Annotated in this window: 15 protein-coding genes and 2 tRNA genes; 3 read left to right on the top strand and 14 right to left on the bottom strand. The window is 32.8% G+C overall.

The window, feature by feature from the left end; genetic code table 11:
- From M663_RS0110375 to M663_RS0110390, 4 genes are all read right to left on the bottom strand, one after another.
- On the bottom strand, window positions 1-2029 hold a 2029-nt coding region (locus M663_RS0110375), incomplete at its 3' end, for a hypothetical protein (protein ID WP_029688856.1).
- A gap of 96 nt (window positions 2030-2125) precedes the next feature.
- Window positions 2126-3319, bottom strand: coding sequence for a stage II sporulation protein P (locus M663_RS0110380; RefSeq protein ID WP_004405172.1), 1194 nt, complete (start codon window positions 3317-3319; stop codon window positions 2126-2128).
- 70 nt (window positions 3320-3389) lie between these two features.
- Entirely contained in the window at window positions 3390-4355 is a 966-nt protein-coding gene (gpr, locus tag M663_RS0110385; protein WP_029688857.1) for a GPR endopeptidase, read from the bottom strand.
- Window positions 4356-4360: 5 nt separating this feature from the next.
- On the bottom strand, window positions 4361-4687 hold the full coding sequence (locus M663_RS0110390; protein ID WP_003868086.1) for a phage holin family protein: 327 nt from the start codon (window positions 4685-4687) through the stop codon (window positions 4361-4363).
- Window positions 4688-4820: 133 nt separating this feature from the next.
- Here M663_RS0110390 and rpsT point away from each other — a divergent pair, with 133 nt between their 5' ends.
- Window positions 4821-5105, top strand: coding sequence for a 30S ribosomal protein S20 (rpsT, locus tag M663_RS0110395; RefSeq protein WP_003868087.1), 285 nt, complete (start codon window positions 4821-4823; stop codon window positions 5103-5105).
- A gap of 26 nt (window positions 5106-5131) precedes the next feature.
- On the opposite strand, the gene holA is transcribed toward rpsT, so the two are convergent.
- From holA to M663_RS0110450, 10 genes are all read right to left on the bottom strand, one after another.
- A complete protein-coding gene (holA, locus tag M663_RS0110400) occupies window positions 5132-6148 on the bottom strand; it encodes a DNA polymerase III subunit delta (protein ID WP_029688858.1) in 1017 nt (338 codons plus the stop codon).
- A 4-nt stretch (window positions 6149-6152) separates the two neighbouring features.
- Window positions 6153-8426, bottom strand: a complete 2274-nt coding sequence (locus M663_RS0110405; RefSeq protein WP_029688859.1) for a DNA internalization-related competence protein ComEC/Rec2 — start codon at window positions 8424-8426, stop codon at window positions 6153-6155.
- A gap of 1 nt (window position 8427) precedes the next feature.
- The gene (locus M663_RS0110410) at window positions 8428-9150 is read right to left on the bottom strand and encodes an MBL fold metallo-hydrolase (RefSeq protein ID WP_003869531.1); all 723 of its coding nucleotides are present in this window, start codon (window positions 9148-9150) and stop codon (window positions 8428-8430) included.
- On the bottom strand, window positions 9147-9872 hold the full coding sequence (locus tag M663_RS0110415; protein ID WP_004405177.1) for an HAD family hydrolase: 726 nt from the start codon (window positions 9870-9872) through the stop codon (window positions 9147-9149). Before M663_RS0110415 ends, M663_RS0110410 begins: the two co-directional genes overlap by 4 nt.
- A 76-nt stretch (window positions 9873-9948) precedes the next feature.
- Window positions 9949-10449: an ECF transporter S component gene (locus tag M663_RS0110420; RefSeq protein ID WP_004405180.1), complete on the bottom strand. Its 501-nt coding sequence runs from the start codon at window positions 10447-10449 to the stop codon at window positions 9949-9951.
- Between the two features lie 115 nt (window positions 10450-10564).
- Window positions 10565-10750 carry an aspartyl-phosphate phosphatase Spo0E family protein gene (locus M663_RS0110425; protein ID WP_003868094.1) on the bottom strand — a complete coding sequence of 62 codons (186 nt, stop codon included), beginning with the start codon at window positions 10748-10750 and terminating at the stop codon, window positions 10565-10567.
- A gap of 73 nt (window positions 10751-10823) precedes the next feature.
- Window positions 10824-11042, bottom strand: coding sequence for a hypothetical protein (locus M663_RS0110430; protein ID WP_004405182.1), 219 nt, complete (start codon window positions 11040-11042; stop codon window positions 10824-10826).
- 264 nt (window positions 11043-11306) lie between these two features.
- Window positions 11307-11450: a hypothetical protein gene (locus M663_RS15560; RefSeq protein WP_012268769.1), complete on the bottom strand. Its 144-nt coding sequence runs from the start codon at window positions 11448-11450 to the stop codon at window positions 11307-11309.
- A 145-nt stretch (window positions 11451-11595) separates the two neighbouring features.
- The gene (gene ilvE / locus M663_RS0110445) at window positions 11596-12471 is read right to left on the bottom strand and encodes a branched-chain-amino-acid transaminase (protein WP_029688860.1); all 876 of its coding nucleotides are present in this window, start codon (window positions 12469-12471) and stop codon (window positions 11596-11598) included.
- Window positions 12472-12583: 112 nt separating this feature from the next.
- Complete coding sequence (locus tag M663_RS0110450; RefSeq protein ID WP_003869538.1) at window positions 12584-12754, bottom strand: 4Fe-4S binding protein; 171 nt, start codon at window positions 12752-12754, stop codon at window positions 12584-12586.
- Between the two features lie 168 nt (window positions 12755-12922).
- On the opposite strand from M663_RS0110450, the gene M663_RS0110455 reads away from it, so the two are divergent.
- A tRNA-Gln gene (locus M663_RS0110455) sits at window positions 12923-12996 on the top strand.
- A 4-nt stretch (window positions 12997-13000) separates the two neighbouring features.
- Window positions 13001-13076: transfer RNA gene (locus M663_RS0110460), tRNA-Glu, on the top strand.
- The last annotated feature ends 46 nt before the right edge of the window (window positions 13077-13122 follow it).

A 13122-nucleotide genomic window follows, 5' to 3' on the forward strand; every position in this document is an offset into this window, starting at 1 on the left:
AGTGTTTTTTGAAAATTTCACTCAACACTCCAACGGGTTTGAAGAAAAGAATTAGTAAAACACCTATAAGTGTCAACAATACTCTCGACCATATAGAATATTTTATGAGCTTATAATTCATTAAAAGCTTTCTTTCAAAAATTTGTAATAAAGATTTTATACCGTGGCTTTTTACTAAAGCAAAAGTTTGTCCTATGTGAGTTTGTTGTGAAACTGGCCTTAAAGAATCCAAGTAAAACAAGCCCAAAAGCATTAAAACTATCCCGGCACCAATATATATTAAATTTTTTATGTTAATTTTTTTTCCAGACAAAAGCAGCAGCGAAACAGCAAAAGCTCCAAAGGCTGTTATCGATCCTCCAACATTTGTACCTATACTTGGAGCTGCAATAAAGTAGAATACCAGTGCGTATATTATTGTAGTTATAGCTAAAAGCAGCTTTTTATTCGAAAAAATTTCAAAAGCCATTGTAGTAAAACATAAGACGGCTCCAATCAATACCCCCATATACTCGTTTCCTATGCCATAAAAACGGGCACCTCCGATGACGTCATAGCTTAAAAAAGAATTTTTTAGCAAATATTGCCCTGTCACAAGGTCAATTAGCAAAACAAGGGAAGTAACTAAACCTATTATAGCATAGAAATAATAACCATAAGGGTTAATTTCATGAATCGCTATAATCGCCACTGCTGTCAAAAATAATATTCCCACGATGCTATTTGATAGGCTAGTATAATTAAACAAAGGTAATAGCAAAAAAGTCAAAGGAATAGTAGAAACAAAAAACAATAGAGGTTTTAAATAGACCGCATACTTTTTCAAAAGCAGCAAAACTAATAGGGCAAAAATTAAAATTATTATCTCTAAAACCACATAAGTTTTTAAGAAAATAGGCCTATAAGTGTAATTAAAAACTAGTTTATGACTCTCAGCTAATAATTTGTCTACATTTCCTTTGTAACCAGAATTATAAAGGGGATGTCCCGTCAAAAAAGTTGGTATAGGAATATCAAAATACTGTAAAATTGTTGGCATTAAATCTGTATTTGTGACAATCCCCTCTCTTTTTGTTGTGTCTGAAGTAACATAGCCTTTAGTAAAGCCTGGTCCAAAAAGTATTATGGGGGTTAAATAACTCTTTTGCCCCATATCTTTAGATGGAGGAAGTGGAGTTAAGACAATGTATAAGGTGTTGGGACTGCCTTCTCTTATGACTTTGCCAATAAATTCATCTGCTTCGTATAAAGCCCTTTTTTTATTTCTCTCATTAATTTTATCCATCGCATATTTATGGTAATCATTCGCTCTTATCGTATCTCCCAATTGAAAAATAGTTAAGTCAGGTTTTTCTTTCATCTCTGTATATTTTTGATAAAGCAAATTATAATCTGTCATAATGCCAAAAGGGCTTAAAGGGTCTCTTTTTAAAATATTATCACTCACATCGCCAAAATCTACAATTCCTTTTTCATCCATTACTATAAGAGGCGCATATCTTCTTTGTTCTACATCAGTATCTTCATTGCCAAACACAGCAACAGTTTTTCCATTTTGTTTTAAAAGAGCACCTAATAAGCCAGGTACTACAATGTGATTTCGAGTTAGGTTATTTCTCTCTATTTGCGCAAAATCTAAATTTACTATATTAAATACTTGTGGCTTAATACCTGTATTTCTTTTGAAAATTATAGAGGCTTGTTCTCCATTTACTATTTCAGAAGCGTTAAAATTAAGGGAAGCTTTTTCAGAACCTACAGCTCTTGTCCCACAACCAATTGTCATATACACGTTTTCAGGGGTCCTGCCTCCATCAGAATTTACCGTCATAAGTCCATATGTACCATTTTCCATTAGGTATTTTATATTAGGAAGGTCATTTGCAACATAGTCATTTAAATTAACCCTGTCTACAATAAAAATAACTATTTTTCTATCTTTTATATTATTTACTTGTCCATAAGAAACAGTGCTAAAGAGGATTAAAAACGCCAAGGCCAATCCCATTATCCTTGCTGCAAATTTCATAAAAAACCTCCTAAATCTTTGATAATTACAGTAATTTATTTTAACCTTTTTTTAAATTAATATCAACATTTATCGCTATAAAATAAAAAGCAGTCTTCACTGCCCAAAATCTTGTTGCTGCTTTATCACTTCACTAATGGCTTTAGCCAGATACTTTGTAGTTGCAATTGCCTCCTCTAAAGTATTATAGTTACTTCCTAATTCTATCAGTATCGACTTTTCAAGAAGATGCTGATTATATTCACTGTAGGGCTTTACCTGTACTCCTAAAGATAGGCCGGGATAAAGTTCATTTAATTTATCACTTATTCTTTTGGCAAATTCGTAATTTCTTCTCCAATCTTCTTTCATTTCCGGTGTCCTTCTTGAACCTATTATGAAAGAAACTTTTGCTACTTTTTCCCCGTTTATTTCCATCACATATTTTTTTCTAAAATCTTGGTTTGGCAAATTGCTCAAAACAGGAATAGTTTCTACCCCTGGTTTCATAACAGCACCATAGCCATCTCTATGCAAGTCAATTGCAGCCTTAATAGAAGGATACTCTTTTAAAATTTTACTGACCGTTGCAAAAGAGTTTACATAGGATTTGTCATAGTTGTAATCATTGATAGTTTTATCGTGAAATACAGGAATTCCTTCTTTTCTAAGATATTCCGTAAGATAATCTGCTACTTTTGCAACAGTATAATTTAAATCATCTGTCCTATCATAGCCGTACCTTGCTATGTATTTGTTCTTTTCTGTAGCAGCATAAGCTTCCATAGTATGAGTGTGATATATCAAAAGATAGGGTTTACTATTATCTATATTTTTCGAAACTGGTTTTTCTTCCTCTCCTTGTGTCTGCGGTGTGTTTTTGTCACTTTGTGCATTAGTATCAGACAAATTCACATTGTTATTAGAAGGAGGATTTGTTTGTGCATCATTATTCTGTATATTATTAGCACTTACTTTTTCCAAATCTATCTGTGCTAAAATTGGAAGTTGAAATTTCAATATATTAATAGGGTCTTTAACTTTAGCATTTAACAAAGAGGAAAAGGTTAAATCCTTTCCTGTATACCCTTGAGAAGTAAATGCTACTTCTATTATCGGCAGGGTATAATTTATTGAAGTTACAAATAAACTGTCTAATTTATCATACTCCTCTGAAAAAGAATCACCAATTATTTGTCTATATTCACCCTTATAAGGTTGTGTCATCCAATTATAAAGAAAAACGTTTATCAATAACAAAATTAGAAACATTATTCTGCTTATCTTTGAAAAACTATAATACCTGTACAAAAAGAAGCACCTCTCTTTGGTTTTTATATTTTATAAATATTCCATCAAGAGGTGCTTTAGTACTTTATGTTTAATGAAGCAATTGATTCATTTCCTTTTCCGTAAGCCCAGGTTGTAGTGCAAGATTTATCCCTCTGGAAATAATTGAAGATATATTTTTTACCAATAAATCTATTTCTTTAGGAGTGACTACAAGATTATGTACATAAGGTGTTAAAACTTCTTGAATGAGACTGTATTTCTCTTGTTGACTCATATTCTTAAGTACTTCATAAAAAGGGCTTTCTTCTTTGGTCTGTTTTAGTAACTCTTCTGTTAAATATTCGATGGTGTCGTTAGCAATTGTGACCGTATCTACTACTGTAGGAACTCCTATGGCTATTACAGGTATCCCTAAGCTTTGCTCAGTAATGGAAAGCCTTCTATTACCTATTCCAGACCCTGGACTTATACCTGTATTTGAAATTTGAATAGTAGTTGACAGCCTCTCTAATCTTCTTGAAGCCAAAGCATCAATTGTAATTATTAAGTCAGGTTTTATTCTGTCAACTACTCCTTTTAAAATTTCAGCCGTTTCTATTCCGGTAATTCCCAAAACTCCGGGAGAAATTGCACTGACAGACCGAATTTCATCGCCAAACTGTTGAGGTGCGTATTCCTTTAAATGCCTTGTTACTACAATATTGGAAACTACACGAGGTCCCAACGCATCAGGAGTTACATTCCAATTACCTAACCCTACTACTAAAACTTGTGTATTTTCCGTCAAATTAGCTATTTCTTTAATTATATCTGCTAAAACTTTTGCAACTTCTTCTTCTAAATCTAAATCCCTTTCAATGAGGCCGGGGGCTTCAATAGTTATATAGTCCCCCACTGGCTTCCCCATTGCTTTTTCTCCTTCTTCATTTAAAATTTTGACCTTTGTCACCTTTATACCCTCTAAGTGTTTTTCCTCCACCCTAACCCCTGGAATCTCTCTTCCTTTGTATAATTCTCTCGCTTCTACTGCAAGGTCTGTCCTTATACTGTACATTTACATCACCTCAACTCTGTGGGTACAAAGGCGTCAACTAGTCCTATCACAAAAGCAGCAATCAACGAACCAACTATTGTTGCATGAATGGTAGGAACAATAAACTGAGAAACGTATATCACTACCGCCGCAACAATAAATCCTACAAAACCACGGCTTCTTGGTGAAATATCTTTTCCTAATATTAATTCTACAATATAACCCAACAAAGCTATTACCAATGCTGAAATAAGAGCTCCCCAAAAGCCTGCAACACTAAAGCCAGGTACAAGATATCCCACCACCAATAGCACAATAGCTGACACAATAAAACGTATAATGGTTTGTAACATCAAATCACCTCCTCTAATTATGATAAACAAATTGACAAATTTTATACCTCTGTGATAAAGTAGAAAATGTATTAATCCTTGAAAAACTATTTCTTTCGTGGTAAAATTAAATTCGATTGAGGAGGTGAAACTTTTGGCAAACACAAAATCTGCAAAGAAAAGAATATCTATTATCGCAAAAAGGACTTTGCGTAATAAAATGATAAAATCAAGAGTCAAAACATTTATTTCTAACTTTAATAAAAGTTTAGCAACAGGAGATATAGAAACAATAAAAGAAAAATTAAGACTTGCCGTCAAAGAATTGGACAAAGCTGCCACAAAAGGAGTTCTTCATAAAAACACAGTGGCAAGAAAAAAATCCAGACTTTATGCAAAATTTAATGCACTTTTAAAATCAGCAGCAAGTAATGAATAAAGCGTACCTTAAAAGTACGCTTTTTATCATTTGCACAATTTTTTTACAAGCCCCTCCAATGCCAAACTACTATCTGCTCCTGATTTCAATGCAATATCACATTTCAAACACTCTTTATAAGCTCTTTCCAACTCTTCTTTTTTAAAAAGTCTACTCTGTCTCATTAACTCTTCTACTGCAAAGTATGGTACTCCTAAAGAAGATGCAATAGTCTTTTTATCGCCAAATTTACCTTCAAAGCTTTTTATCTTAGTAATCAACCTCATTTGTCTTACAATCATCGACAATATAATAAGGGGTACTTCTCCTTTTTCTAAAAGGGTGTGTAAAACTTTATAAGCCTCTTTTTCTTTTTTCATTCCTATAGCATTGACAAGATTAAAAATGTTTTGTTGCAGGTTTATAGTAAGAACCTCTTTCATCTTTTCCATTTCTATTTCTTCACTGTCAGAATAACAAACCACTTTATGTATTTCATTTACAATTGCGTATAAATCCGTTCCAACGCTCTTCACAATATATTCCACATCAGATTTTTTTACTTTTTTGCCACTCTTTTTTAAAAAATAGCCGGCGTAATTTACTGCCTCTTCAAAAGAAAGTCTTTGAAAATAAACTATTTTACCTATTTTTTCAATAAACTTATAAAGCTTTTTCCTTAAATCTATTTTTTCTCCTCCTATAATTACTAATACAATGCTGCTTTGAGGAGAAGTAACTTTTTCTTCTAGATAGTTCGTAAGTCTTTTTAACTCTTTATCCCCTAGCTTAGAAAGCTGTTCCTCTTCATTTTTTACTACTACTAATTTGTAATCAGAAAATAAAGGTAATGTCTCACAATTTTCGATAATAGCTTCCATACATTCTTCTGGACTATCTTTTTCAATAACCACATAGTTCATATCCATAGTCTCAGGCATTAATATTTTTGCTTTTATCCTTTTTAAAGCATCTAACAATAAAAACCTCTCTTCTCCATAAAAAAGATATACATTGTCAATCTTATCTTTTTTTAAACTCTTCACTAACTCTTTATAATTCATTATTTCACTCCTTGAGAAAAGTAGTTATATAAGCCCTTTCTCCATTTGTTTTTACGATAATTGCTCCATTTTTATCCGTCCTATATACCTTCGCCTTCTCTTGAAGATATTTTAGCACTCTCTCATCAGGTAGTCCATAACTGTTTTTACCTACTTGGACAATACATACTTTCGGATTGGCTTTTTCAATGAATTCTTCTGAAGATGAAGTACTTGACCCATGGTGAGCCACCTTCAAAATATCAGTCTTTATGTCTAAATTCTTTAAAATTTCTTCGGCCGGTTTTTCTATATCACCTGTAAATAAAAACTCCATATCTTTATACTTCATTTTAAAAACAAGTGCATTGTTATTTATAGGATTTTCCTCTATTAAATTTTGAGGGTCAGGGTGTAAAACGTATATTTCAATATTATCTATTTCAACCTTATCTCCTTTTTTCAGAAAAATAACAGGGATGTTTTTCTCTTTTGCAACCTTAATCATCTTTTTAAAATTCTCATCAGTAACTTTTTGGACTCCAATAAAAACTTTATCTACCTTTATCTGCTGCAAAACAGTAATTATTCCACCGATATGGTCAATATCTGTATGAGATATAAATACTCCATCAAGCTTCATAACACCTTTGTAATACAAAAATGGAAGTACTAGATCTTCTCCAACATCAAAAGAAGAAGTCGCAAATAAAGGTTTGCCTCCTCCATCTATTAAAAAAGTTTTGCCGTGGGGTGTCCTGACAAACGTGCTGTCCCCTTGTCCTACATCCAGGAAAGTCACTTCTAAATCTTTAGGCAATAGATAATTATAAAAGAAAATTGCTATAACAAAAGTCAAGGCGATTGCAATAGAAATCTTTTTAGTTTTTTTATCAAAACTGCTAAGTAGGACTGTTAAAATTCCATAATACAAAACAATCACATACAAAGGCGGAACAATAGTATTTATACTGGCATAAGGAAAGCTATTGAACAATTTCGTTATGTACAAAATAGCTTCTACTACAGGTATATTTATATAATTTATAAAATAGGACAAGGGAGGAAAAATCAGCCCTATCATAGCCGATAAAAATCCCAAAACAACTGCTATATTCGCCAATGGCACTATTACAATGTTGGACAAAAGCGAAATTATGGATATATAATGATAATAATACATGGTAAAGGGGATTGTGCCAATTTGAGCAGAAAGAGTTAAAGCGACTAAATCTCGTATTTGGGGATTTAGCATTGATAATTTTTCTCGTATCGGCTTATAGAAATACAAAATGGCTAAAGTGGCAACAAATGAAAGTTGAAAACCTACATCCCACAGCATCAAAGGGTTAAATATTAATATCACAAAAGCCGCAAAAGACAAAGAATTTATAGAATTATGTTTTTTGCCATAAGTAGTGCCAATTAAAGCGATAGAAGCCATAAGAGCTGCCCTTATAACTGGCGGATTTGCTCCTGTTAAAATTGCATAGAAGGTCAATACAATTATAATGATAGGAACTTTGTACCTTCTAATGTTAAAAAGACTTAACATATAAAGTATAAAACCTGTTATAATTGCTACGTGCATTCCTGATACGGAAATAATATGTGAAATACCTGCTGTCCTAAATTGTCCCAAAGTCTCATCGTCAACAAGTTTATCTCCTAAAAAAATCGATATAACAAACTTAGCATCTCTTTCGGGCATTGAATTTATATAATTAACTTCTGTTTTTTGCTTTGCAGCATATATAACCTTCTCAATAAAATTTAAATTGCCTTTGCCCACAATGTCAACGGCATACCCCTGCACCCTCATAACTGCATAAATTCCTTTTTTCTTTAAAAAGAGCTTGTAGTCAAAGCCTCCTGGATTTGTAGCTTTTTGGGGAATTGAAATTATCCCTCTTATACTTACAATATCTCCCTCTGAAGGATATTTGCCCCCATATTGAGTAACCAATACTTTAGGTAATTTAGGCGGTTTAACTATGTATTTAGCATATCCCTCATATTCTTTTACCTCGTACACCTTACCATTTATAGTTATAAATTTATCTTCAAACTTTAGATAAGGATTGGGAGAATTAAAAGCATTGCCACTTAAAATTGCACCTACAAAAATAAAAGAAATTAAAAGAAGTAAACTGACATTTTTATTTTTCAAATACCGCCACAAAGAAATAGCCACTGAAATTGCTAATAAAAGCAAAAAAGCAAAAGGATGAAAAACATATCTTCCAATTATTATTCCTAAAGAAAGAGCTACAGTAAGATATAAAAATGGAAATTCCATTTTATATCACATAAACTTCAAAATCTCTTGCAATTTCTGTATTTCCAAAGACTTTAATTGCTTCATCATAATAATCCTTGATAGAAATAAGCGGTGACAAATGAGTCAAAACTAGTCTTTTGCACTCGGCTTTCTTAGCAATTTCAGCAGCTTCCGCAGCAGTTAAGTGTGGTCCTTGCATTCCTGTCAAGAAATTTCCATCACATAGGAATAAATCAGCTTTATTTGCAAAAGATATTAAATCTTCATTATAGGTGGTATCACCACTATATACAAAGATTTTTTCTCCCTTTTTCATCTTCACAGCATAAGTCTCTACAGGATGCGTCATCTTTTTAAAAGAAATCTCTATTCCCTCTAAATTTAAAGTAGCCTCTTCATTTATAATGTGTAAATTAAAAACATCTTTAAACTTAAAATCTTCAAAAACATTTTCTGGTGTTTGTGGACAATATACATTCACAGGTTCAGTTATCATGCCTCTTGACTCCATAATATCAAGAGCATATCTTAAAACCATCATGTCTGCCACATGATCAGAGTGCAAATGAGACAAAATTATGTATTTTAATTTATTTAACTCGTAATACCTTTGGTATCTGCTTATTACTCCACTGCCACAGTCCAGTAAAATATGAGTATTTTCCTCTTCTACTAAATATCCGGAAGTAGCCCCATAAGGCCCAGGGAAAGGTCCATGACACCCTAACACTGTGACTTTCATAAATTTTTGCCTCCCTCCTTAAAGCTACAGACAAATTCATATAAATCTTTGTAACTACCCTTTTGTGTCGCTACTATATCTTTTGAATTTCTATTTATCATATAGTCCTCAATCAAAAAAGTCTTCATACCCAACTTAAAAGCTATCAAGTCCTCTTCCACATCATTTCCCACCATATAACAATTTTCCGGCTTTTTATTTATAACTTTTAATATCTCTTCATAGTATTGTATATGGGGCTTACAAAAATGCATATTTTCATAAGTAGTTATAAAATCAAAATAGCTTTCATTAAGGCCTGCCCATCTAAGCCTCTCTAAAATTGCAATTCTTGGAAATACAGGATTGGTTGCTAAAACAAGTGTATAGCCTTTTTCTTTCAAAATTTCTAAGGATTTCTTGACGTATTCATTGGGCTTAATATTTTTTCCTAACTCTTTGTAATCATTTAAATAAAAGTCTTCAAAAAGTACATCCAATTCCTCTTTTGGATAGTTGACTTTTTTTAAAAAAGAATCAAAAAACACCTCTTCATTGGTTTTGTTGGGTTCCAAATTATTTATCATGTCCATACTGGCACTATAAAGACTTTTAAATAAAAAATGGGGGTCAAATAGAGGAGAAAGCTTTTTTGTAAGACTTAAAAAGTATTCATCTAACATCTTATCCGTATCGACAGGAAGCAATGTCCCGTCCAAGTCAAATAAAAATGTATCAATCATTCTCATCACCTCAATTTCTCTTTCCTATATAATGATATATTTTTACATAAAAAAAAGCAAGGTTTAAAAAACCCTGCTACACTTTGTTAAATAGTTCCAATCGAGATATCAAACGTATCAAAATATACCCTATTATTATACTTGCAAAACCTTGCACTAAATTACTTGGCACATCAACTAAGGAAGCCTTAAAACCGTACATGATTCCTCCTGCTATATAGTATCCTAACACCATCCATAAAGCTCCTATTATAAGAGATACAACTTTTAAATATTCCTTAGTATATTTTTTATACATAAGTCCAACAATCAACCCTTCTATCCCTTTAATTATAAAGGTCCATGGCGACCAATATGCATAACCTGATAATAAGTCCGCAAGAGCAGAACCAATGCCTCCAGTTACAAATCCCATTGCAGGGCCAAATAAAGCAGAACTTAAGAATATAAAAGAATCGCCTACGTTTATATAGCCTTTTGTAGCCGGAGTGGGTATCTGAATTACCATAGTACCAATAGTAACCAATGCCATCATAAAAGCCCCATATACTACTTTTTTAACATTGTTTTGTTCCATATTTCCACCTCCAATAAATGTATGTAGGATAGTTATATTATAACATACAATTGTAATGGTGCAATCATAGCAATATAATAACAAAAAAAGAAAAGCCCTTGTTTCTTAAAAGGCTTTAGATATAGTTTCCAACTGTGGAATACCTATCTTTTTTGTTGATTATATATGAAACAATCAAATCATCCAGTTTACGACTTATATCAAGCACTTTTTCATAGTCAATCTCTTCCTTAGTAACGAGGTTATCCAGTTCTTTCCTCAAAACACTTATCTGTCTTTCTAATGCTTCATTACTTTTCATTTTGTTTACCCCTTTTTTGAGAGTTCGTATATACAATTTTACCATCATAATACAAAAATTACAATAGGCTTTATTAAGAAACAACCCTTAATTTATCTACTATATTAACCAATTTCTTATAAATTTCTACAATTTCTCGTCCACACTCTACTTTCCAATCATTTTCTCCCTCATTTACCTGTCCAGCTTCATTAGTTAGTATCCTATTCAAGATATCGTCACTTTTTATTTTTTCCTTAATACTCTCCATGCTTCGTTTTAATTCTTCATCTACTTTTTTTACTACACCCATCTCCCTACTCTCCCCATTTTAAATATTTATTATAATATATTCTATATATGTTATAAATTTCCTGCTAAAATTTTAAAATTTTTTACATTTTATTTATTTCGCCTATAACAATACTCAACGCCTTGTCCATTGCTAATTCTAATCTGTCTGGGGAGCCTCCACCTTGACAAATATAAGCGTTTCCTCCGCCTTTTCCGTCAAAAACCCTTAATACCTCTGTTTTCTTTCAAAATATTAACTTCTTTTTTAACCTCTTTATTCTCTTCAAGTAATTTTGACACATTTATCTACTACATGGTATATTACATCATTTTCCTCATATACTTTGTAAACTTTAAAGCCATCAATTATCCCTGTATCACTCGGTTGTCTACCACTTTCAGGATAGAAATAAGTTTTATCTAACACTAACTCCCATTTATCGTGGGTTTTCCTTTTATCTATGATGTTGGCATCAAACTAGGTAACATAGTTATTTTCATAAAAAAGCTTTTCAGTCATAAAAATCATCCCTTCTTTATAAGAAATTGCATGGAAGTCATCCATGCAATTCTTATTCATAAACCTTTGTTCCTAAAGCAGTAGTAAGTTTTCTAAACTCTTCTATTATCTTTTTCGTTATGGGACCAGGTTTTCCATCTCCTATTACCCTATGATCTACTTCTACCACTGGTATTGCTTCAGCAGCTGTACCTGTCAAGAAACATTCATCTGCAGTATACACGTTAAACAAGGAAAAATACCTTTCTTCAAAAGGGATTCCTAATTGCTTTGCTATATCAATTACAGTAGCCCTTGTAATTCCTCCTAATGCTCCTACTGTCGAAGGAGGAGAATACAAGGTGCCATTTGAAACTATAAAAATATTGTCACCAGTACATTCAGCTACATATCCTTCTTGGTTTAGTATAAGAGCTTCAGGATACCCTGCTTTTACTGCTTCAATTTTTGCAAGAATATTGTTTAAATAATTTAATGACTTTATCTGGGGATCTAAAGCCTGAATAGAATTTCTTCTATAAGTAGAAGTAATAATTTTTAAACCGTTTTGATACATAGATTCAGGATACAAAGTAATCTTATCAGCAATTATAACAACAGTAGGTTTAGGACATTTATATGGGTCAAGGCCTAAATCACCTTTTCCTCTTGATACTACAAGCCTTATATAGGCATCCCTTAAATTATTAACTCTTACCGTTTCAACAACTTTTTCTTTCATCTCCTCCATCGTCATAGGAATGTCGAGAAGAAGAGCTTTTGCCATACTATAAAGCCTTTTTAAGTGCTCATCAAGTTTGAATATAACTCCATCATAAGCCCTTATGCCCTCAAAAATACCATCCCCATAAAGATAGCCATGGTCAAAAACCGAGACTGAAGCTTTTTCACTGTCTACAAATTCTCCATTCACATATACTAACCCCATAACTTATGACTCCTCCTTCATCGCAAAATTAATTTAGTAAGATTTTATCACTTTAAATAGCTTTAGTCAATTGAAATGTAAAAAGCCCCACAAAGTGAGGCTTTTTTCAAATTTATTCAGCTTTTATAGCACCAGTTGGACACACAGCTTCACAAGCACCACAGTCAATGCAAGTATCAGGGTCAATCTCGTATTTTCCATCCCCTTCATGGATAGCATCTACCGGGCATTCTGCCGCACAAGCTCCGCAGCTTATACATTCATCAGTAATATAATGTGCCATCAATTTTCCCTCCCTGTATACAGTATGTAGCTCCACAAAAATTATAAATCATTTACACAGAATTGTAAATAATCAAATTAAATTTTAAGAATTAAACAAAATTTAAAAAAATGTGAGGGGTATTGTCAAATTATAAAACCTATGTTATAATTACTTTCGTCGAGGCGCTGCCGAATGGTGTAATGGTAGCACAGGTGACTCTGGATCATCTAGTCTAGGTTCGAGTCCTAGTTCGGCAGCCATTCTGGCCCCATCGTCTAGCGGCCTAGGACATCGCCCTCTCACGGCGAAGACAGGGGTTCGAGTCCCCTTGGGGCTACCAATATCAAATCGAGTAGGAGGCGGTGACTAACCGCCGTCCTCTCACA

The organism is Thermoanaerobacter sp. A7A, assembly GCF_000445185.1.
Taxonomy (GTDB): domain Bacteria; phylum Bacillota; class Thermoanaerobacteria; order Thermoanaerobacterales; family Thermoanaerobacteraceae; genus Thermoanaerobacter.